The sequence below is a fragment of the Enterobacter sp. BIDMC109 genome, from assembly GCF_001037885.1.
Classification (GTDB): Bacteria; Pseudomonadota; Gammaproteobacteria; order Enterobacterales; family Enterobacteriaceae; genus Enterobacter; species Enterobacter hormaechei_C.
Genome location: NZ_KQ090002.1, coordinates 4,555,735 through 4,577,200 on the forward strand (window position 1 = coordinate 4,555,735; position 21,466 = coordinate 4,577,200).

Annotated in this window: 21 protein-coding genes; 16 read left to right on the forward strand and 5 right to left on the reverse strand. The window is 54.8% G+C overall.

Annotation, left to right across the window (positions count from 1 at the left end):
* The first annotated feature begins 92 nt into the window (after nucleotides 1-92).
* The 3 genes from lexA (at nucleotide 93) to SK62_RS21420 (ending at nucleotide 2,431) form a co-directional block, all read left to right on the forward strand.
* The gene (lexA, locus tag SK62_RS21410; protein WP_003860318.1) at nucleotides 93-701 is read left to right on the forward strand and encodes a transcriptional repressor LexA; all 609 of its coding nucleotides are present in this window, start codon (nucleotides 93-95) and stop codon (nucleotides 699-701) included.
* 63 nt (nucleotides 702-764) lie between these two features.
* Nucleotides 765-2,102 (forward strand): MATE family efflux transporter DinF, encoded by a 1,338-nt coding sequence (gene dinF, locus SK62_RS21415; protein WP_032620641.1) that lies wholly within the window; start codon nucleotides 765-767, stop codon nucleotides 2,100-2,102.
* A gap of 119 nt (nucleotides 2,103-2,221) precedes the next feature.
* Complete coding sequence (locus tag SK62_RS21420; protein ID WP_003860314.1) at nucleotides 2,222-2,431, forward strand: CsbD family protein; 210 nt, start codon at nucleotides 2,222-2,224, stop codon at nucleotides 2,429-2,431.
* Nucleotides 2,432-2,478: 47 nt separating this feature from the next.
* Here the strand turns inward: SK62_RS21420 and zur are convergent, their stop codons facing one another.
* A complete protein-coding gene (gene zur, locus SK62_RS21425; RefSeq protein ID WP_006810484.1) occupies nucleotides 2,479-2,991 on the reverse strand; it encodes a zinc uptake transcriptional repressor Zur in 513 nt (170 codons plus the stop codon).
* Nucleotides 2,992-3,108: 117 nt separating this feature from the next.
* On the opposite strand from zur, the gene SK62_RS21430 reads away from it, so the two are divergent.
* The 4 genes from SK62_RS21430 to pspG all read left to right on the forward strand — a co-directional run bounded on the left by SK62_RS21430 (nucleotide 3,109) and on the right by pspG (nucleotide 6,533).
* On the forward strand, nucleotides 3,109-3,597 hold the full coding sequence (locus tag SK62_RS21430) for a cupin domain-containing protein (RefSeq protein WP_047718427.1): 489 nt from the start codon (nucleotides 3,109-3,111) through the stop codon (nucleotides 3,595-3,597).
* Between the two features lie 192 nt (nucleotides 3,598-3,789).
* Nucleotides 3,790-5,076 carry a conjugal transfer protein TraF gene (traF, locus tag SK62_RS21435; protein ID WP_198920890.1) on the forward strand — a complete coding sequence of 429 codons (1,287 nt, stop codon included), beginning with the start codon at nucleotides 3,790-3,792 and terminating at the stop codon, nucleotides 5,074-5,076.
* A gap of 82 nt (nucleotides 5,077-5,158) precedes the next feature.
* The gene (gene dusA / locus SK62_RS21440; protein ID WP_023295762.1) at nucleotides 5,159-6,154 is read left to right on the forward strand and encodes a tRNA dihydrouridine(20/20a) synthase DusA; all 996 of its coding nucleotides are present in this window, start codon (nucleotides 5,159-5,161) and stop codon (nucleotides 6,152-6,154) included.
* Between the two features lie 136 nt (nucleotides 6,155-6,290).
* Complete coding sequence (gene pspG / locus SK62_RS21445) at nucleotides 6,291-6,533, forward strand: envelope stress response protein PspG (RefSeq protein ID WP_017382623.1); 243 nt, start codon at nucleotides 6,291-6,293, stop codon at nucleotides 6,531-6,533.
* Between the two features lie 184 nt (nucleotides 6,534-6,717).
* Here the strand turns inward: pspG and SK62_RS21450 are convergent, their stop codons facing one another.
* Entirely contained in the window at nucleotides 6,718-7,701 is a 984-nt protein-coding gene (locus SK62_RS21450; RefSeq protein WP_003860300.1) for a quinone oxidoreductase, read from the reverse strand.
* A gap of 60 nt (nucleotides 7,702-7,761) precedes the next feature.
* Between SK62_RS21450 and dnaB the strand changes: the two genes are divergently transcribed.
* The 6 genes from dnaB to SK62_RS21480 all read left to right on the forward strand — a co-directional run bounded on the left by dnaB (nucleotide 7,762) and on the right by SK62_RS21480 (nucleotide 13,440).
* The gene (gene dnaB / locus SK62_RS21455) at nucleotides 7,762-9,174 is read left to right on the forward strand and encodes a replicative DNA helicase (protein WP_003860298.1); all 1,413 of its coding nucleotides are present in this window, start codon (nucleotides 7,762-7,764) and stop codon (nucleotides 9,172-9,174) included.
* A 16-nt stretch (nucleotides 9,175-9,190) separates the two neighbouring features.
* The gene (alr, locus tag SK62_RS21460) at nucleotides 9,191-10,270 is read left to right on the forward strand and encodes an alanine racemase (RefSeq protein ID WP_048249878.1); all 1,080 of its coding nucleotides are present in this window, start codon (nucleotides 9,191-9,193) and stop codon (nucleotides 10,268-10,270) included.
* A 109-nt stretch (nucleotides 10,271-10,379) separates the two neighbouring features.
* Entirely contained in the window at nucleotides 10,380-11,573 is a 1,194-nt protein-coding gene (gene tyrB / locus SK62_RS21465) for an aromatic amino acid transaminase (RefSeq protein ID WP_047718426.1), read from the forward strand.
* 268 nt (nucleotides 11,574-11,841) lie between these two features.
* On the forward strand, nucleotides 11,842-12,555 hold the full coding sequence (gene aphA / locus SK62_RS21470; RefSeq protein WP_017382626.1) for an acid phosphatase AphA: 714 nt from the start codon (nucleotides 11,842-11,844) through the stop codon (nucleotides 12,553-12,555).
* Between the two features lie 112 nt (nucleotides 12,556-12,667).
* Nucleotides 12,668-13,084, forward strand: coding sequence for a secondary thiamine-phosphate synthase enzyme YjbQ (locus tag SK62_RS21475; protein WP_047718423.1), 417 nt, complete (start codon nucleotides 12,668-12,670; stop codon nucleotides 13,082-13,084).
* A 2-nt stretch (nucleotides 13,085-13,086) separates the two neighbouring features.
* On the forward strand, nucleotides 13,087-13,440 hold the full coding sequence (locus tag SK62_RS21480) for an MmcQ/YjbR family DNA-binding protein (RefSeq protein WP_047718422.1): 354 nt from the start codon (nucleotides 13,087-13,089) through the stop codon (nucleotides 13,438-13,440).
* A gap of 3 nt (nucleotides 13,441-13,443) precedes the next feature.
* Here SK62_RS21480 and uvrA read toward each other — a convergent pair whose 3' ends face one another.
* Nucleotides 13,444-16,266, reverse strand: coding sequence for an excinuclease ABC subunit UvrA (uvrA, locus tag SK62_RS21485; protein WP_015570187.1), 2,823 nt, complete (start codon nucleotides 16,264-16,266; stop codon nucleotides 13,444-13,446).
* 251 nt (nucleotides 16,267-16,517) lie between these two features.
* Here uvrA and ssb1 point away from each other — a divergent pair, with 251 nt between their 5' ends.
* Nucleotides 16,518-17,048: a single-stranded DNA-binding protein SSB1 gene (gene ssb1 / locus SK62_RS21490; protein ID WP_006177466.1), complete on the forward strand. Its 531-nt coding sequence runs from the start codon at nucleotides 16,518-16,520 to the stop codon at nucleotides 17,046-17,048.
* A gap of 61 nt (nucleotides 17,049-17,109) precedes the next feature.
* On the opposite strand, the gene SK62_RS21495 is transcribed toward ssb1, so the two are convergent.
* Nucleotides 17,110-17,391: a YjcB family protein gene (locus SK62_RS21495; protein ID WP_003860282.1), complete on the reverse strand. Its 282-nt coding sequence runs from the start codon at nucleotides 17,389-17,391 to the stop codon at nucleotides 17,110-17,112.
* A gap of 443 nt (nucleotides 17,392-17,834) precedes the next feature.
* On the opposite strand from SK62_RS21495, the gene SK62_RS21500 reads away from it, so the two are divergent.
* Together SK62_RS21500 and SK62_RS21505 are read left to right on the forward strand one after the other, a co-directional pair.
* On the forward strand, nucleotides 17,835-19,235 hold the full coding sequence (locus SK62_RS21500) for a sensor domain-containing diguanylate cyclase (protein WP_032103688.1): 1,401 nt from the start codon (nucleotides 17,835-17,837) through the stop codon (nucleotides 19,233-19,235).
* A 265-nt stretch (nucleotides 19,236-19,500) separates the two neighbouring features.
* Nucleotides 19,501-21,066 (forward strand): EAL domain-containing protein, encoded by a 1,566-nt coding sequence (locus SK62_RS21505; protein ID WP_039272016.1) that lies wholly within the window; start codon nucleotides 19,501-19,503, stop codon nucleotides 21,064-21,066.
* Between the two features lie 6 nt (nucleotides 21,067-21,072).
* On the opposite strand, the gene soxS is transcribed toward SK62_RS21505, so the two are convergent.
* Complete coding sequence (soxS, locus tag SK62_RS21510) at nucleotides 21,073-21,399, reverse strand: superoxide response transcriptional regulator SoxS (protein ID WP_048249880.1); 327 nt, start codon at nucleotides 21,397-21,399, stop codon at nucleotides 21,073-21,075.
* Nucleotides 21,400-21,466: the final 67 nt, after the last annotated feature.

Genomic DNA, 21,466 nt, shown 5'->3' on the forward strand with positions numbered 1-21,466 from the left:
AAGTCCCTGGTTTTTTGTGCAGTTTTTGGTTCCAAAATCGCCTTTGACTGTATATACTCACAGCATAACTGTATATACACCCAGGGGGCGGTATGAAAGCGTTAACGACCAGGCAGCAAGAGGTGTTTGATCTCATTCGGGATCATATCGGCCAGACGGGTATGCCACCCACGCGTGCAGAAATTGCGCAGCGTCTGGGCTTCCGTTCTCCTAATGCTGCCGAAGAGCACCTTAAAGCGCTGGCGCGTAAGGGCGTGATTGAGATTGTTTCCGGCGCCTCACGCGGCATTCGTCTGCTTGTGGAAGAAGAGAGCGGTATTCCACTGGTGGGCCGCGTTGCCGCAGGTGAACCTCTGCTGGCGCAGCAGCACATCGAAGGGCACTATCAGGTTGACCCAGGCATGTTCAAGCCGAGCGCCGATTTCCTGCTGCGCGTTAGCGGAATGTCCATGAAAGATATCGGTATTCTGGATGGCGATCTGCTGGCGGTACACAAAACGCAGGATGTGCGTAACGGGCAAGTCGTGGTGGCGCGCATTGATGATGAAGTGACGGTTAAGCGCCTGAAAAAACAAGGCAATACCGTGCAGCTTCTGCCTGAAAACAATGAATTCTCCCCGATTGTGGTGGATCTCCGCGAGCAGAGCTTCTCTATTGAAGGGCTGGCGGTCGGCGTTATCCGCAACGGTGAATGGCTGTAATCTCTTCCTGACAGGCTGTAGTTCCTCTACAGCCTGGCCTGTTTTCTGATTCCGGTAATTTCCATGGCATTGCTAACTTCTGCCGATAAGGCGTTGTGGCGTCTTGCGCTACCGATGATTTTTTCCAATATTACCGTTCCTCTGCTGGGGCTGGTGGATACGGCGGTTATCGGGCATCTCGATTCGCCGAATTATCTTGGCGGCGTCGCGATCGGCGCAACGGCGACCAGCTTCCTCTTTATGCTGCTGCTTTTTCTGCGCATGAGTACGACAGGCCTGACGGCCCAGGCGTATGGTGCAAAAGATCCCCTGCGTCTGGCGCGTGCGCTGGTTCAGCCGCTCATTCTGGCATTCGGTGCCGGCGCGTTAATCGTTCTGTTGCGTACGCCGCTGATTGATCTTGCGCTCCATATTGTAGGCGGCAGCGATGCCGTACTGGAACAGGCCCGGCGGTTCCTCGAAATTCGCTGGCTCAGCGCGCCCGCTTCACTGGCAAACCTGGTCCTGCTGGGCTGGCTGCTGGGCGTGCAGTACGCCCGCGCGCCGGTGATCCTACTGGTGGTGGGCAACCTGCTTAACATTGTGCTCGATCTCTGGCTGGTGATGGGGCTGCACATGAACGTCCGGGGCGCGGCGCTGGCCACGGCGATTGCCGAGTACGGTACGCTGCTGATCGGTTTGGGGATGGTCTGGCGCGTGCTGGCGATGCGCGGTATCACCCTGGATCTGCTGAAATCGGCCTGGCGCGGCAACATTCGTAAGCTGCTGGCGCTTAATCGCGACATCATGCTCCGTTCGCTTCTGCTGCAACTCTGCTTTGGTGCATTAACCGTTTTTGGTGCGCGTCTTGGGCCTGAGATCGTTGCCGTCAACGCAGTGCTTATGACATTACTGACCTTTACCGCTTACGCGCTGGATGGTTTTGCTTACGCCGTGGAGGCGCATTCAGGGCAGGCCTATGGCGCGCGTGAAAGCGGCCAGTTACGCGAAGTCTGGCGTGCTGCCTGTCGTCAGGCGGGCCTGGTGGCGCTGGTCTTTGCTCTGGTATACGCCTGTTTTGGTGGGCATATTGTCGCGTTACTCACCTCGTTGCCCGCGCTACGTGAGCTGGCCGATCGCTACATCCTCTGGCAGGTAGTATTACCGGTGGTGGGCGTGTGGTGCTATTTGCTGGACGGCATGTTTATTGGTGCGACGCGAGGGGCGGAGATGCGCAACAGCATGGCCGTCGCGGCGGCGGGGTTCGGCCTGACGCTGCTAACCCTGCCGTATCTCGGCAATCATGGTCTGTGGCTGGCGCTGGCGGTGTTTCTCTCACTGCGTGGCCTTTCGCTGGCCGTTATCTGGCATCGTCACTGGCGAAACAATACCTGGTTTCCAGCCCCGCACGATATATCGTAACGGTTAAAGATTCCGAATATAAAAACAACTGCCGAATCCTTAACTACAATAATAATCACGTCCAGCAGAAAAGAACGAAGCGGACGATACTCATAGACGCTTAACACGAGGACACGATTATGAATAAAGACGAAATCGGCGGCAACTGGAAGCAATTCAAAGGTAAAGCGAAAGAACAGTGGGGTAAGCTGACAGATGACGATATGACCGTCATTGAAGGTAAGCGCGATCAGCTGGTAGGTAAAATCCAGGAGCGCTACGGTTACGAAAAAGATCAGGCGGAAAATGAAGTCAAAGACTGGGAAACCCGTAACGACTACCGCTGGTAACCGGCACTATCCCCAAGGGCGGCCCTGAGCCGCCTTTTTCTTCGGCTTTAACGCGGCTTTTTCTTCACCAGGATAGAGTGATCGTGCTGACAGGCATCCTGATGGCGGCATGACTCCACCTCCACGCAGGCAGAACATAAGCCGTGGGCTTCAATCACGTTATGGCGCAGCGCAAAGCCCATTCTGGCTGCCAGCGTATGCATAATATCTTCCACACCTTCCGCACACTCTTCCTTCACCACACCACAGCGATCGCAGATAAACATGGCGGACGTGTGAGTTGGCTGGTCAAAAAGATGGCACAGCACATAGCTGTTTGTTGATTCCACTTTATGCACAAACCCTTGCTCCAGCAGAAAATCCAGCGCCCGATAAACGGTCGGCGGTTTTGCCTGCGGCTCGCTTTCACGCAGCAGATCGAGCAGATCGTAGGCGCTGATGGCGCCCTGTTGCAGGCTCATCAGACGCAGTACCTCAAGGCGCTGCGGGGTCAGGCGCACATTGCGTTGCGCGCACAGCTTTTCAGCTTGCGCTAACAGCTCTTTTGTGGACTTGTCCATCGGGCACCTCGGATATGGTAAGGGGTGAAAACATTCACTTTATCATGTTCTGCTAAAAACACCGAGATCCGCCAGGCTGTGCTATACCTGACGCATCGCAAATCAGGAGATCGCAAAATGAAAAGACCTGACTGTATTCGGCACTGGCGGGACGTGGAAGGCGCTGATGACGCAACGTATCCTGACAGTAACGAACGTTTTTCTGTTGGCGCGCCGCTGGCCCGCAGGCTGGGTCTCGGCCGCATTGGTATTCACCATGAACGGCTGCCACCCGGACGCCGTACGTCTTATCCGCATGCGGAAAGCGACGAAGAGGAGTTTGTTTACGTTCTGGAGGGTTACCCTGAGGCCTGGATCAATGGCTATTTATGGAAGCTCGACCCCGGAGACAGCGTGGGATTTCCAGCCGGGACGGGCGTGTGTCACACCTTTATCAACAATACCGATGAAGAGGTGCGCTTACTGGTGGTGGGTGAGGCCAATAAAAAACATAACCGCATCTACTATCCGCTCAATCCGGTGTATGCCGCGACGCGCGAAGACCGCTGGGTCGACCATCCGCCTCAGTTTTTTGGGCCGCACGATGGAAAACCTGGGCGAAAATAATTTCCTCTTCTATAAATATTGATGGTCGTCACATATTACAACAGGCCGGGATGGAATTTAACTTAAGGAAATAGCGGGTCTTTTTGCACTTATTCACAGCAATAGTTCGTTCCTGTTTGGGTGATAACAGACAGGGTTAACTAATAACAAACTATTTACGAGCACACTGTGAAAAAACATTTTAAATTTTCGATGGTTAGCATCGCTGTCTCCTTTTTTATGGCAAATCAGGCGGGAGCAGCCAATACCTGGACGGAAGCGCGTAGCGACGCAATGGGCGGAACGGGTGTCGCGGCAGGGAGCTATGGCAGCGGGGCGTTAATCAACCCCGCGTTACTGGCAAAATCTAAGCCAGAGGATGATGTGACGGTCATTTTGCCGTCCGTTGGCGTGCAGGTGACCGATGAAGACAATCTTCAGGACGAGATTGATACCATTAACGACAAAATCAATCATTACAAGGATGTGGTTGATAGTCTGACCCCCATTGAAGTTATCACCAATCCATTAGGTTCGATCAATCAGTTCCAGGGCGCAGCGAAAGATCTCGCTGATGAACTGGACTACCTGAAAGGCAAGACCGCACACGCCACCGCAGGGGCGGGGATTGCCGTCAGTATCCCTAACGATATTCTTTCCGTGGCCTTTATGGCAAAAGGCTATGCCCATGGCCGGGTCAGCTCTTCAATCGATCAGCAGGACATTGATTATCTGCGCGGTATACAACGAAGCGATGCGGTGGCTGCCGGTGTGGCGCTGGATGCCGCGCTAAACGGTACCGATCAGATCACCAAAAACCTTAACTCTACGGCGTCTGGTCGGGCGGCGATTGTGTCCGACTACGGTATTGCGGTGGCCCGTCAGTTCGATCTTGGCGGCGTTCCGGTTTCCGTTGGCGTCACGCCGAAGCTGCAAAAAACCTGGCTCTATAACTACACCACTTCAATCTACGATTACGACAGTAATAAGTGGAACGACAGCCGCTACCGTACCGACGACACTGGCTTCAACGTCGATGCCGGTATTGCTGCTGATTTCGGTGAAAACTGGACGGTCGGCGTGAGCGGGCAAAACCTGATGTCGCGCGATATCGATACCAAAGATATCCGCATCCGCAACGGGCGTACGGGAGAGGTGGTGAGTTATAAAGACACTTATCAGATCCGTCCGCTGGTCACTGCCGGGGCCGCCTGGCACAACGATCTGGTCACGCTGACCGCAGACGGCGATCTGACCGAAACCAAGGGCTTTAAAAGCGAAGACACCTCCCAGTACGTTGGCGTTGGTGCCGAAGTCACGCCGCTGAGCTGGCTGGCAGTACGCGCCGGTTATCGTGCGGATATGAAAGGGAACGACAGCAACGTCTTTACCGGCGGTGTCGGTTTCGCGCCGTTCAACTCCGTCCACGTTGACCTGATGGGGCTTTATGGCGAAGACGAGACATGGGGTGCAGGGGCACAGTTGAGCATGACGTTCTAAAGTACACCGGAGGCGCTGCGCCTCCGGCTTTTCTTTGTGCTATAGTAGCGCCCCTTTTCCACCAGATGCTTAAAACTTCGCCATGTCGTCAGAACTCCAGACCGCTTTCCCTGCACACCGTTTCTCCATTGCGCCAATGCTCGACTGGACGGACAGACACTGCCGCTATTTCCTGCGTCAGCTCTCCCGCCATACGCTGCTGTACACCGAAATGGTCACTACCGGCGCAATTATTCACGGCAAGGGCGATTATCTGGCGTACAGCGAAGAGGAGCATCCGGTTGCGCTGCAACTGGGTGGCAGCGATCCGGCTGCGCTGGCGCAGTGCGCGAAGCTGGCTGAAGAACGCGGCTATGACGAGATTAACCTCAACGTCGGTTGCCCGTCCGACCGTGTGCAAAACGGTATGTTCGGCGCGTGTCTGATGGGTAATGCACATCTGGTGGCGGACTGTATCAAAGCGATGCGCGACGTTGTCTCTATCCCGGTTACGGTCAAAACCCGTATCGGCATAGACGACCAGGACAGCTACGAGTTTCTGTGTGATTTCATCAACACCGTATCAGGGAAGGGTGAATGCGAGATGTTTATCATCCACGCCCGTAAAGCCTGGCTCTCTGGCCTCAGCCCGAAAGAAAACCGCGAGATCCCGCCGCTGGACTACCCGCGCGTGTACCAGCTAAAACGCGACTTCCCGCACCTGACCATGTCGATCAACGGCGGTATAACGTCGCTGGACGAGGCCAAAGCGCATCTCGAACATATGGATGGCGTGATGGTCGGACGCGAGGCGTATCAGAATCCGGGTATTCTGGCGACGGTTGACCGGGAAATCTTTGGCGTTGACGGTGCTGACACCGATCCCGTGGCAGTAGTGCGCGCCATGTATCCGTACATTGAGCGCGAGCTGAGTCATGGTACGTATCTGGGCCACATTACCCGCCATATGCTTGGCCTGTTCCAGGGCATTCCTGGCGCGCGGCAGTGGCGTCGTTATCTCAGCGAAAACGCGCATAAGGCCGGTGCGGATATTGAGGTCCTTGAACACGCGCTGCGTCTGGTTGCGGATAAACGTTAAATTTCGCTAAAAGATGGTCAAATACGCCACGCCCTGCAACACATTGCGGGGCGTTTTGCTTTCAGAACAACGACTTATTTTTGGCATGTTTCTTGTAACGATCGCAGCATCATTCGGGAACTCGTGGGAGAGCACCATGCTGGAACTACTTTTTGTGATTGGCTTCTTTATCATGCTGATGGTCACGGGCGTATCGCTGCTCGGTATCCTGGCCGCGCTCGTCGTGGCCACGGTGGTGATGTTTGTCGGCGGTTTATTTGCCCTGACGATTAAACTCTTGCCGTGGTTACTTCTGGCGATTGCGGTGGTATGGGCGATACGGGCGATTAAATCACCAAAACTGCCCACTTATCAGCGTAATAACCGCTTCCGTTACTAAGGTATTGAGGGGTACGTCACATACCTGCAACTTTTCCGGCAGCAATCCTTAGAACAGAATAGGATTTACTTATCGAATCTGTCACTATGGCTGTCGCTAAAGAATTCATCGAGCTGTACCCTACATACAGCCGAACTAAAAAAAGAAAGGGCTTCCCACGGGAAGCCCAATTTCTTTTTATGGCTCAGGGAATTAACAGACTTGATCCCTGCGTTGCCCGGCTCTCCAGCACCTCATGCGCGCGCTGCGCATCGGTCAGCGGATATTTCTGCGCCTCTGCCACATCCACTTTAATTACCCCACTGGCGATCAGCGAGAACAGCTCGTTGCTGGCTTCCTCAAGTTCTTCCCGGTTGGTGATGTAACCTTGCAGGGAAGGGCGAGTGACGTATAGCGACCCTTTCTGATTCAGAATGCCCAGGTTGACGCCGGTGACTGCCCCGGAGGCGTTACCGAAGCTCACCATCAGCCCGCGACGTTGCAGGCAGTCCAGCGAAGATTCCCAGGTGTCTTTCCCCACCGAGTCATACACCACGCGGACCTTTTTGCCGCCAGTGATCTCTTTCAGCCGCTCAACGATGCTCTCTTCCCGGTAGTTGATCACCTGCCATGCGCCCGCGTCCAGCGCGCGCTGCGCTTTTTGCGCGCTGCCTGTGGTGCCGATCAGCTTCGCGCCCAGGGCTTTCGCCCACTGGCAGGCAATCAGCCCCACGCCACCTGCGGCTGCGTGAAACAGGAATTGCTCGTCAGGCTTAATTTCGTAGGTTTTGCGCAGCAGATAATAGACCGTCAGCCCTTTCAGGAATGAGGCGGCAGCCTGCTCGAAGCCGATCGCATTTGGCAGAAGCGCCGCTTTCTCGGCCGGAACGTTATGGATGGAGCTGTAAGCGCCCAGCGCCGACTGCGCGTACACCACGCGATCGCCTTCCTTAATGTGCTTAACCGCGCTGCCCACTTTGCTGACGATACCGGCCGCCTCGGTGCCCAGTCCGCTCGGCATCGACGGAGGCGGATAGAGGCCGCCGCGAATATAGGTATCGATGTAGTTAATGCCGATCGCTTTGTTTTCCACCTGGATTTCGTTCTCGCCAGGCGCAGCGGGGGTAAATTCCACCGCTTTGAGTACGTCAGGGCCACCATGCTTGTGAAATTCAATACGTGTTGCCATGCTTCCTCCAGAATGTGGTAATCTTTCGACCCACTCTTTATCTCGGTAACTCCATTCACTATGGCAGGAAACAAACCCTTCAACAAACAGACTGAACCTCGTGAGCGTGATTATCAGGTCGCCGGGTTAAAAGTCCCGCCGCACTCGATTGAAGCGGAACAGTCGGTGTTGGGCGGTTTAATGCTGGATAACGAACGCTGGGACGACGTCGCCGAGCGTGTTGTCGCGGAAGACTTCTATACCCGCCCGCACCGCCATATTTTTACGGAAATGGCGCGTTTGCAGGAGTCGGGCAGCCCTATCGACCTGATTACGCTCGCAGAATCGCTGGAGCGTCTGGGACAGCTCGACAGCGTCGGCGGATTTGCCTATCTGGCAGAACTGTCAAAAAACACGCCAAGTGCCGCGAACATCAGCGCTTACGCTGATATCGTTCGTGAACGTGCCGTTGTCCGCGAGATGATCTCGGTGGCGAATGAGATCGCCGAGGCCGGTTTCGATCCCCAGGGGCGCACCAGCGAAGATCTGCTCGACCTGGCGGAATCCCGCGTCTTTAAAATCGCCGAAAGCCGTGCGAACAAAGACGAAGGCCCGAAAAATATCGCCGATGTGCTCGACGCCACGGTTGCGCGTATTGAGCAGCTTTTCCAGCAGCCGCACGATGGCGTGACGGGGGTGAACACCGGTTATGACGATCTCAACAAGAAAACGGCAGGTCTTCAGCCATCGGATTTGATTATCGTCGCGGCGCGTCCGTCGATGGGTAAAACGACATTTGCGATGAACCTCGTCGAAAACGCGGCGATGTTGCAGGATAAGCCGGTGCTTATCTTCAGTCTTGAGATGCCCTCTGAACAGATCATGATGCGTTCTCTGGCGTCCCTGTCGCGTGTGGATCAGACCCGCATCCGTACCGGTCAGCTGGACGATGAGGACTGGGCGCGGATCTCCGGTACCATGGGGATTTTGCTGGAAAAACGGAACATCTATATCGATGACTCCTCCGGCCTGACGCCGACGGAAGTACGTTCCCGCGCGCGCCGTATCGCCCGTGAACACGGTGGCATCGGCCTCATCATGATCGACTACCTTCAGCTGATGCGCGTTCCGTCGCTTTCCGACAACCGTACGCTGGAGATTGCCGAGATTTCCCGCTCGCTCAAGGCGTTAGCCAAAGAGCTGCACGTGCCGGTGGTGGCGCTATCGCAGCTTAACCGCTCTCTGGAACAACGTGCAGACAAGCGCCCGGTCAACTCCGACCTGCGTGAATCCGGCTCCATCGAGCAGGATGCCGACTTAATCATGTTCATCTACCGTGATGAGGTTTATCACGAGAACAGCGATCTGAAAGGGATCGCCGAAATTATTATTGGTAAGCAACGTAACGGCCCCATCGGTACGGTACGTCTGACCTTTAACGGCCAGTGGTCGCGTTTCGACAACTATGCCGGTCCTCAATATGATGATGAGTAATTTCTAAGGAATTCAAATGCAAGCGGCAACTGTTGTTATTAACCGCCGCGCTCTGCGACACAACCTGCAACGTCTGCGAGAACTGGCGCCCGCCAGTCAGCTCGTTGCAGTCGTGAAAGCGAACGCTTACGGACACGGTCTTCTTGAGACCGCGCGAACGCTCCCCGATGCCGACGCTTTTGGCGTCGCCCGTCTCGAAGAAGCTCTCCGCCTGCGCGCAGGTGGAATTACGCAACCGATTCTGCTCCTGGAAGGCTTTTTTGAAGCCTCGGACCTGCCGACCATTGCCGATCAGCACCTGCACACGGCGGTGCATAACGAAGAACAGCTGGCCGCGCTGGAAACGGCTGAACTGAGCGAGCCGGTCACCGTCTGGATGAAGCTCGACACGGGCATGCACCGTCTGGGCGTGCGGCCGGAAAGCGCGGAGGCGTTTTATCAGCGTCTGAGTCAGTGCAAAAATATGCGTCAGCCAGTGAATATCGTCAGCCACTTTGCCCGCGCCGATGAGCCTGAATGCGGCGCAACGGAACAGCAGCTTGATATCTTCAACACCTTCTGCGAAGGCAAACCGGGGATGCGTTCCATTGCGGCGTCCGGCGGGATCCTGCTATGGCCGCAGTCGCACTTCGACTGGGCGCGTCCGGGCATCATTCTTTATGGCGTTTCGCCGCTGGAGAACAAACCCTGGGGGCCGGACTTTGGCTTTAAGCCGGTTATGTCGCTGGTTTCAAAGCTGATTGCCGTGCGTGAGCACAAAGCGGGAGAGCCGGTGGGTTACGGCGGCACCTGGACCAGCGAGCACGACACGCGTCTTGGCGTGGTGGCGATGGGCTACGGCGACGGCTATCCCCGCGCCGCGCCAACGGGGACGCCGGTGCTGGTCAATGGACGCGAAGTCAAGATTGTCGGTCGCGTGGCGATGGACATGATTTGTGTTGATCTTGGGCCCGACGCGCAGGATAAAGCGGGGGACGATGCGGTGATGTGGGGTGAAGGCCTGCCGGTAGAGCGTATTGCTGAAATAACAAAAGTGAGTGCTTACGAACTTATCACGCGCCTTACCTCAAGGGTCGCAATGAAATACGTCGACTAAGCATGAGCGGGATGCGATGCATCCCGCTTCTGTTAACATCCCCTCGATCTTCTTCCGCTTCCGGTTTATTGTTGAATGCCCTGCCTCATAATAATCCGGAGAACATCGCGTGTTTCAGAAAGTAGACGCCTACGCCGGCGACCCTATCCTCTCCTTGATGGAGCGTTTCAAAGAAGATCCTCGCAGCGACAAAGTGAACCTCAGCATTGGTCTTTACTACAACGAAGACGGCATCATTCCTCAGTTGAAAGCCGTTGCCGAAGCTGAAGCGCGTCTGAACGCAACCCCGCACGGTGCTTCGCTTTATCTGCCGATGGAAGGATTAAACACCTACCGCAACACTATCGCGCCGCTGCTGTTTGGTGCGGACCACGCGGTGCTCGCGCAAAAGCGCGTGGCGACTATCCAGACGCTGGGTGGCTCGGGTGCGCTGAAGGTAGGCGCAGATTTCCTGAAAAAGTACTTCCCGGATTCCGGCGTGTGGGTCAGCGACCCGACGTGGGAAAACCACGTTGCGATCTTCGAGGGCGCGGGCTTTAAGGTGGCGACCTATCCGTGGTTCGACAGCGAAACCAACGGCGTGCGCGTTGATGCGCTGCTGGAAAAACTGAACACCCTGCCGGAGCGCAGTATCGTATTGCTGCATCCGTGCTGCCATAATCCGACCGGTGCGGACCTCACCAATGCCCAGTGGGATGCGGTGATCGAGATACTGAAGGCGCGTAACCTGATCCCGTTCCTCGACATCGCCTATCAGGGCTTTGGCGCGGGCATGGAGGAAGACGCCTATGCCATTCGCGCGATTGCCAGCGCGGGGCTTCCCGCTCTGGTCAGCAACTCGTTCTCAAAAATCTTCTCCCTGTACGGCGAGCGCGTTGGCGGCCTGTCCGTGGTGTGTGAAGACGCCGAAGCCGCGGGACGCGTACTCGGTCAGCTGAAAGCGACGGTCCGCCGGATCTACTCCAGCCCGCCGAACTTTGGTGCACAGGTGGTGGCGACAGTTCTCGGTGACGAAACGCTGAAAGCGTCCTGGCTTGCGGAAGTCGAAGCGATGCGTAAGCGCATCCTGTCGATGCGTCAGGAGCTGGTTAACGTCCTGAAAGAGGCCGTGCCTGGGCATAACTTTGATTATCTTCTCAAGCAACGCGGGATGTTCAGCTACACCGGACTGAGCGCAGCGCAGGTCGATCGCCTGCGCGTAGAGTTCGGTGTCTACCTGATCGCCAGCGGCCGTATGTGCGTGGCGGGTCTGAATGCCAGCAACGTCCAGCGCGTGGCGCAGGCGTTTGCATCCGTAATGTAAGCATTCACTTGCTTGCATACTGTATGTAGGCCGGGCAAGGCGTAGCCGCCACCCGGCTTTTTTGTTCGCGCCGGTGCCAGTCATTGCCCGGTGGCGCTTCGCTTCCCGGACCTACACGTTTCTTCTGCGCTTTGTGATCGTCTTCTTTTTATTCAGCTCCATAAGTAAAAACTCCTTTCCTTCCCCTACCGCTGGGGTTATGGTCGGATAGTTTTTTGACCATCCGCTCAAAATAAAAAGATAACAAACTGAATATTCAGGGGAAAATATGCGCAAGATCACACTGGCGCTCAGCGCCGCCTGCTTATTGTTCTCGCTTAATAGCGCCGTTGTTGCACGGGCTTCTGCACCCACGCCGCTTTACACCGGCACTACCGCCGCCATTCTTGCCGAACAGGCCCCCATTCACTGGGTTTCAGTGGCACAAATCGAAAATAGCCTGACGGGTCGCCCGCCGATAGCCGTGGGCTTCGATATTGACGATACCGTTCTCTTCTCCAGCCCCGGTTTCTGGCGCGGCAAAAAAACGTACTCCCCGGACAGCGAAGCCTATCTGAAAAACCCGGAATTCTGGGAAAAGATGAACAACGGCTGGGATGAGTTCAGTATCCCGAAAGAGGTTGCCCGCGCGCTGATCGCCATGCACGTAAAGCGCGGCGACAGCATTTACTTCGTGACCGGACGTAGCCAGACCAAAACCGAAACCGTCTCGAAAACGCTACAGGATGATTTCCTGATCCCGGCGGCCAGCATGAACCCGGTCATTTTTGCCGGGGACCAGGAAGGGCAAAACACCAAAACCCAGTGGCTGGAAAAGAAAAATATCAAAGTGTTCTACGGGGATTCAGATAACGACATCACCGCGGCGCAAGACGTGGGAGCCAGAGGCATCAGGGTGCTACGCGCCTCGAACTCCACCTACCGACCGCTGCCGATGGCCGGAAAATTTGGTGAAGAGGTGATCGTTAACTCTGAATACTGATGTATTAACGGCGGGGTGAATGCTTTTTTAAGCAAATCTCGCTGCGCGGGTTTTACCTTTCGCTTTCTTGCTGCACACTTAGAAAGATTCACCTTTCATAATGGAGCAGCACATGTGGTATCAACAGACCCTGACCTTAAGCGCAAAACCACGCGGATTTCACCTTGTGACGGACGAAGTCATCGGGCAAATCCGCGACCTGTCGCGCGTCAAAACGGGTTTGCTGCATCTGCTGCTTCAGCACACGTCCGCCTCTCTCACGCTCAATGAAAATTGCGATCCCACCGTCCGGTCCGACATGGAGCACCATTTTCTGAAGAGCGTCCCGGATAACGCGCCTTATGAGCATGACTATGAGGGGGCGGACGATATGCCTTCGCATATTAAATCCTCCCTGCTGGGCGTCTCGTTGATGCTGCCGGTCCACAACGGACGGCTACTGCTGGGAACGTGGCAGGGGATCTGGCTGGGAGAACATCGCATTCACGGTGGTTCGCGTAAAATTATCGCAACGCTACAAGGGGAATAAAGATGACAATTTCGGAGATACTTCAGTACTGCATGAGCAAGCCGGGTGCGGAACAAAGCGTTCACAGCGACTGGAAAGCCACGCAGATCAAAGTGGGTGATGTGCTGTTCGCGATGGTGAAAGAGGTGGATGCGCGGCCTGCGGCATCACTGAAAACCAGTCCGGAACTGGCCGACTTACTGCGCCAGCAGCACGATGATGTCAGGCCAAGTAAGCATCTGAATAAAGCGCACTGGAGTACGGTGTTTCTCGACGGCTCGCTACCAGATTCGCAAATTTACTACCTGGTGGATGCGTCGTATCTACAGGCGGTTGAACTGCTGCCGGAAACGATCCGACAGCAGCTCTCCATGTGACGATTACAGCAACGGTTTGAGGAAGCGCGCGGTGTGCGAGGCTTCGCACTCTGCAACGGTCTCTGGCGTACCGGAGACGAGGATTTCACCGCCGCCGCTGCCGCCTTCCGGGCCGAGATCGACAATCCAGTCAGCGGTTTTAATCACGTCCAGGTTGTGCTCAATCACCACGATGGTGTTGCCCTGATCGCGCAGCTGGTGCAGCACGTCCAGCAGCTGCTGGATATCCGCAAAGTGCAGGCCGGTGGTCGGCTCATCCAGAATATACAGCGTCTGACCGGTACCGCGTTTGGACAGCTCACGCGCCAGCTTCACGCGCTGCGCTTCACCGCCGGACAGCGTTGTCGCTGACTGCCCCAGACGAATATAGGTCAGACCCACATCCATGAGGGTTTGCAGCTTACGCGCCAGCGCAGGGACGGCGTCAAAGAACTCGCGCGCCTCTTCGATGGTCATATCCAGCACTTCGTGGATGGTCTTGCCTTTGTACTTAATCTCCAGCGTTTCGCGGTTATAACGCTTACCTTTGCACTGGTCGCACGGCACGTAGATATCCGGCAGGAAGTGCATCTCAACCTTGATTACGCCGTCGCCCTGGCACGCTTCACAGCGGCCGCCGCGCACGTTAAAGCTGAAACGGCCTGGCGTATAGCCGCGTGAACGCGCTTCCGGCACGCCGGCAAAGAGTTCACGTACGGGCGTAAAGACGCCGGTATAGGTCGCCGGGTTGGAACGCGGCGTACGGCCAATCGGGCTCTGATCGATGTCGATAACCTTGTCGAAATGCTCCAGCCCCTGAATGTCGCGGTACGGCGCAGGCTCGGCCAGCGTCGCGCCGTTCAGCGCCGTCTGCGCAATCGGGAACAGCGTATCGTTGATCAGCGTCGATTTACCGGAACCGGACACGCCGGTGATGCAGGTAAACAGCCCGACAGGCAGCGTCAGGGTCACGTCCTTCAGGTTGTTGCCGCGCGCGCCGGTCAGCTTCAGCACTTTTTCCGGGTTCGCCGCCACGCGCTGTTTCGGCACTTCAATTTTGCGCTTGCCGCTCATGTACTGGCCGGTCAGCGATTCAGGCACCGCCATGATGTCTTTCAGCGTCCCTTCCGCGACCACCTGGCCGCCGTGTACGCCTGCGCCCGGGCCGATGTCGATCACGTGGTCCGCGGCGCGGATCGCATCTTCGTCGTGCTCGACCACGATTACCGTGTTGCCGAGGTTACGCAGGTGAACCAGCGTGCCGAGCAGGCGTTCGTTGTCGCGCTGGTGCAGGCCGATAGACGGCTCATCCAGCACGTACATCACGCCGACTAAGCCCGCGCCAATCTGGCTCGCCAGGCGGATACGCTGGGCTTCACCGCCGGACAGCGTTTCAGCCGAGCGGGAAAGCGTCAGGTAGTTCAGACCGACGTTCACGAGGAACTTGAGGCGATCGCCGATCTCTTTCAGCACTTTTTCAGCGATTTTCGCGCGCTGACCGGAGAGCTTCAGGTTGTTGAAGAAGTCCATCGCGTGGCCGATGCTCATGTCTGAGATGGTCGGCAGCGCCGTGTTTTCGACAAACACGTGACGCGCTTCGCGACGCAGACGTGTACCCTCGCAGGTGGCGCAGGAGCGGTTGCTGATGAACTTCGCCAGCTCCTCACGCACCGCGCTGGATTCGGTCTCTTTGTAGCGGCGCTCCATGTTGTGCAACACCCCTTCGAACGGGTGGCGACGCACGGAAGTGTCACCGCGATCGTTCATGTACTTGAACTCAATATTCTCTTTGCCGGAACCGAACAGGATCACTTTATGTACGTTCGCGCTCAGGCTGGCCCACGGGGCTTCAACGTCGAACTTATAGTGCTCAGCCAGCGATTTCAGCATCTGGAAGTAGTAAAAATTACGCTTATCCCAGCCGCGAATAGCGCCACCCGCCAGCGACAGTTCCGGGTTTTGGATCACACGGTCCGGGTCGAAATACTGCTGAACGCCCAGGCCGTCACAGGTCGGGCACGCGCCCGCCGGGTTGTTGAACGAGAACAGGCGCGGTTCCAGCTCGCGCATGCTGTAGCCGCAAATCGGGCAGGCGAAGTTGGCGGAGAAGAGCAGCTCTTCCGCTTTCGGGTCGTCCATATCGGAGACCACGGCCGTGCCGCCCGACAGTTCCAGCGCCGTTTCAAAGGACTCCGCCAGACGCGTGGCGAGATCTTCACGTACCTTAAAGCGGTCAATCACCACTTCGATGGTGTGTTTCTTTTGCAGCTCCAGCTTTGGCGGATCCGACAGGTCACACACTTCACCGTCGATACGGGCGCGGATATAGCCCTGGCTTGCCAGGTTTTCCAGAGTTTTAGTGTGTTCGCCCTTACGCTCTTTAATGATTGGCGCCAGCAGCATCAGGCGTTTGCCTTCCGGCTGCGACAGCACGTTATCCACCATCTGGCTCACGGTTTGTGCCGCCAGCGGAACATCGTGATCCGGGCAGCGTGGCTCGCCCACGCGCGCATACAGCAGACGCAGGTAGTCATGGATTTCGGTAATGGTACCGACCGTGGAGCGCGGGTTATGCGATGTGGATTTCTGCTCAATGGAGATAGCAGGGGACAACCCTTCAATGTGGTCGACATCCGGTTTTTCCATCAGCGACAGGAACTGACGCGCGTACGCCGAGAGCGATTCAACGTAACGACGCTGTCCTTCGGCATACAAAGTGTCGAAAGCCAGTGAGGATTTGCCAGACCCCGAAAGCCCGGTCACGACGATGAGTTTGTCGCGAGGGATTATGAGGTTGATATTCTTGAGATTATGGGTGCGGGCGCCCCGAACTTCGATCTTATCCATTCACCTTTCCCGGTTGGAACACGGATTGCCTGATTTGTTTGAAGGACAAACGGCTGTCAGAAACGGCTAATTATGACACAAAATGACCTGTTTGAATATACAGTATTGGAATGCATTTTCTGATTCACTGTGTAACAATGTCGAGTTCGCGGGAGAACTCTGGAACGTGCTACGCAACTATCAAAGTGCAGCATGGAAATGGTACACTCGCGCGTTTACACTATTAAGAAACGTATTCAGGAGACACGAACATGGCCAGCAGAGGCGTAAACAAGGTGATTCTCGTCGGTAATCTGGGCCAGGACCCGGAAGTACGCTACATGCCGAGTGGTGGCGCAGTTGCCAACATTACGCTGGCTACTTCCGAATCCTGGCGTGATAAAGCGACCGGAGAAATGAAAGAGCAGACCGAATGGCACCGCGTTGTGCTGTTTGGCAAACTGGCCGAAGTGGCCGGTGAGTATCTGCGTAAAGGTTCTCAGGTCTATATCGAAGGCCAGCTGCGTACCCGCAAATGGACCGACCAATCCGGCGCTGAGAAGTACACCACGGAAGTGGTGGTGAATGTGGGCGGCACCATGCAAATGCTGGGTGGCCGTCAGGGCGGTGGCGCACCGGCAGGTGGCGGTCAGAATCAGCAGCAGGGTGGTTGGGGTCAGCCTCAGCAGCCTCAGGGCGGCAACCAGTTCAGCGGCGGCGCGCAGTCCCGTCCGCAGCAGCAGTCTGCTCCGGCACCGTCTAACGAACCGCCAATGGATTTCGACGACGATATCCCGTTCTGATATCCAGACGCGTGAAAAACAAAAAACCCAGACAATGTCTGGGTTTTTTTATAACAGGCTATCAGGTAATCACCATCGGCCAGTCTGGCGGAGTGTGGCTCATGGCTTCAACCATCACCACTTTAATGTTTTCCCAGACGGCGGCAATGTCTACCAGCGTAATGCCAAGCAAACCTGTCGCGAACCAGCATGCGGCGCCCAACCCTAACAGGGTGCTAATCACAGCAAGACCTGCGTAGTCGGACTTTCGAAACTGAATGTTTAACGTGCTGGCCAGGAACATCAAAACCGCGCTCAACAACGGCCAGCGCAGGAGCACCATGCTGGTGGTAATGGTTGCCATAAAACCCATCCTCGACAAAACAGACGAACTGGAATGAAACAATGTTTCTCGTTACATAAGATGTGTGAACTATATCACATTTGCTGTTTTATTCGCCAGTATCCGCGTGAGGTAAAAGTGGGATTATTGCCGGGGAAAATATATCGTCGTCGCTCAGAACGACGTCTGGTCGGAATTTTTATTTTTATTTCATCCAGATAGTAAAACCTTTGCAAAACGCCATCGGCTGTATAGCGTTTACAGCAGTATATCTATGGATTATGCTTGTGTGGAACAATAAATGTACCCGCAAAAATAATTCATCGCATTGAATTAATTGACTTTTTTTGATTTTGTATTCTTTGTTTTACACTCGACATGCTCTTTGATTTCGTGGTCTTATTCTTTTATTCAGATATGAATTATTGCGGTTGCTCTCTCGATTAATGACCTGCGAAAAGATAATGAAAGAAAAAAGACGCGAGATTATTAACGACAGCATGCAGGCGCTGCATGCCCTGGCGAAGCTGATGCCGCAACTCAACGCGCAGTGTTCGCCGGTTGAAATGCTGGAAATTATCAACAGCGCACTGGGGGCAAATCTCTCATGGGTCAGTGTCGAATCCGCAGACGGGCCGCGCGTGGTTTGTGCCGGCGACGTGACGTGTCACGCCTTTAACGTGGCGGATTTTCTTGCCAGCACCCTGTTGCAGCGGCATCACCGCGCCTGGCGGGTTATCTACTGGAAAGAGCATATTGGCCGGGCGGTATTTTCCCCTCAGCACCCAGGCTATGCGCGGCTGCAAAGCGGCGTGCTGTGTAAATTCTCAGCGCATGGCAGACAGTGCAGTGGTTATTTCTTTTTGGCTTTTAATGAAAAACTGACCTCGTTGCCGATATTGAAAAATATCGTGGTGGTATTGGTTGAGAAACTAAAAGATTATTTTGATGACATCATCGTGCGGGAAAAAACGGCGCAGGAAATGCAGCGCGTCGTCACGCAATATAAAACCTTATTTGAGCGTGCTCCGGTATTAATGAACGCCTTTGACAGGCATAACCGGTGTGTATTGTGGAATGCCGAATGCGAAAAAGTCTTTGGCTGGAGTATGACTGAAATCGGCGAGCATCCCGATCCGCTGGCCCTGTTTTACCCGGATCCTGAGGAGCGACAGCGCGTGCAGGAGTCGGTTCGTTTCGCACCACTTAAGGATATGTACGAATGGCACCCGGTGCGTAAAGACGGGACGCAGTTAACCATTCTCTGGTCAAACATCCTTTTGCCGGATAACTCCATTCTCAACATTGGCCTGGATATCACCGAACGTAAAAAAGCAGAACAGCAGCTGACCGTCAAAGCCACCACGGACGATCTGACGGGCTGTCTGAATCGCTCGACAATCTTACAGCGTCTCAAAATAGCGCTGGCAGCCAGTTCGCCGCAGGATGTCAGTAGCCACTTCTGTCTCCTGATGTTCGATCTCGATTATTTCAAGCAGATCAACGATCGGTGGGGACATCAGGTTGGCGATGCGGCATTGATCCACTTTTGCGACCGTATTCGCGAGGTGAGCCCGGCAGGGTCGGCGCTGGGACGGGTAGGGGGCGAAGAGTTTGTTCTTCTGCTGGCGCACACGGATGGTATGGCCGCTACGTTGCTCTCTTCCCGGCTGCGTGCCGCGCTGATCTCAAAACCGCTGCGTGTGGGCGATAAAACGCTGGTACTCTCTTTCAGCGCCGGGGTGGTTGAAGTCTGTCAGGGGCAACGGGATACTTCTGCCATACTGATGCGTGCCGATAAGGCATTATATGACGCCAAGCGTACGGGAAGAGGAAAAACGGTCCTGGCGTCTGATTATTTATAAATCAGCATAAGAACAAAGAGCAGGCTATTTCAGCCAGCGAATTTTCCACACCTGTCGCGGGTAATTATTTTCCTTATCAGAAACGAAATGAATACTTTTAGTTTGGCTTACGGGAAAATATTATCGGCATCACGAATTTTAGGATTTTTAATACCAAAAGTCAGTTGCTAACTTCCCATGATTCATGCAACGTAATCACCTGTTTATCAAAGCAGCCGGTCTTCATTGCTACAGGCGTACAACATGCAGGGATACAGAGCGGGAAATGAATCGTAGCGCGCTGCGCAACATGCTCAAAGTGGTCGGGATTATCATGGTAGTTATGCTGCCGGTGATGCTTGCGCTATGGTTTGCCCAGCTTAGAGCCGTGTCGGAAATCAGCGCCCAGCTGCGCACGTTTGCTGAACTTGCTTTAAACAAAACTGAACGGGTTATTCAACAGGTTGATCTGGCCCGGGAAGACGCGGAAAAATATCAGGGAAAAGTGTGTACGCCGGAGCATCGTCAATATATGTTGAACGTTTCCCGCGGTCGTCTTTTTGTTGCCGATTTAATTTATGCTGAAGGCCAGTCGTTTCTCTGCTCGACCCTTTTTACGCCGGATCATCCTTACACCATTCCCGCTGCCAATTACACACGTAAACCCGACGTTGCTATCTATTATTTTCGCGATACGCCATTTTTTGATGGTTATAAAATGATATATATGCAGCGCGGAAATTATGTCGCAGTGGTCAACCCGCTTTCGTACAGTGAGGTGATGTCAGACGATCGTTCCCTGTCGTGGGGGGTGTATGACACCGTCAGCAATGCATTCTTTTCTGTAAGCCAGAAAGCCAATATTTCTTTATTGCATTCGATGCTTCGACATCAGGAAACGACTTTTCAGAAAGGTGACCGTTTTTATACGATCGTGAAATCCGGGCAGCGGCCGATTGCGGCCATCGTTTCAACCTCCAGCGCCCGTTTTTATAAAACGCTTTATCATCAGGCCACCCTGACGCTACCGCTGGGGATAATTTGCAGCATTATTATTCTGCTGGTGTGGTCGCGTACACACCGTGAATTCAATTCGCCTGGCCGACTTCTGCACCGGGCGCTGAATAAACGCCAGCTGTGCGTCCATTATCAGCCCATTATTGATATTAAAAATAACCAGTGCGTGGGGGCAGAGGCGTTGTTGCGCTGGCCTGGATTCAACGGTCAGGTTATGAGCCCGGCGGAATTTATTCCCCTGGCAGAAAAAGAGGGGATGATTGAGCGCATTACGGATTACGTCGTGGAGGAGGTGTTCAGCGATCTGGGCCATTTTCTTGCCGCTCATCCCGGTCTGTATGTCTCGATTAACCTGTCGGCGTCGGATTTTCACTCTTCGCGTCTTATCGCCCTGATCTCCGACAAAGCCCGCTTTTACTCGGTTCGCGCGCAGCAAATCAAAATTGAGGTGACGGAGCGGGGGTTTATTGACGTGCCAAAAACCACGCCGGTCATTCAGGCGTTTCGCCAGGCGGGGTATGAAGTGGCGATTGATGATTTCGGAACCGGCTACTCTAACCTGCATAACCTCTATTCGCTGAACGTCGATATCCTGAAAATCGACAAATCCTTTATCGATACCTTAACCACCAACAGCACCAGCCACCTGATTGCCGAGCACATCATTGAGATGGCGCAAAGCCTGCGGCTGAAAACCATTGCGGAAGGGGTCGAGACGGGGGAGCAGGTGAGCTGGTTGCTGAAGCGTGGCGTGCAGTATTGTCAGGGATGGCACTTCGCGAAAGCGATGCCGCCCCAGGCATTTATGGCCTGGCAGCAGCAACCCTTGCGTTAACACGCATTAATTGAGCTGATGGCGGTAGTCGCTCGGCGTACGGTCAAACTCGCGGCGGAAGACGCGGGAAAAGGTCTGCTGCGACACATAGCCCAGATCCATTGCGATATCAAAAATGGGCCGCTGCGTTGAGCGTAACGCCTGCGCCGCCAGCAGGAGCCTGCGCTGGCGAATGTAATCACCCAGCGTTTGATGCATTACGGTGCGGAACATTCTCTGTAAATACCATTTCAAATAGCCCGACTTCTTAGCGACCACATCAATGTTCAACGGCTGGTCGATATGTTCATCAATCCATTCAATAAGTGTCTGAATAATTTGCTGATGCGACATAAGGTTACCCCTCTGTGGAGACATCTGTCCTGGTTGATTCGTCGTTTTCTCTGCGGGGGAGTATAAT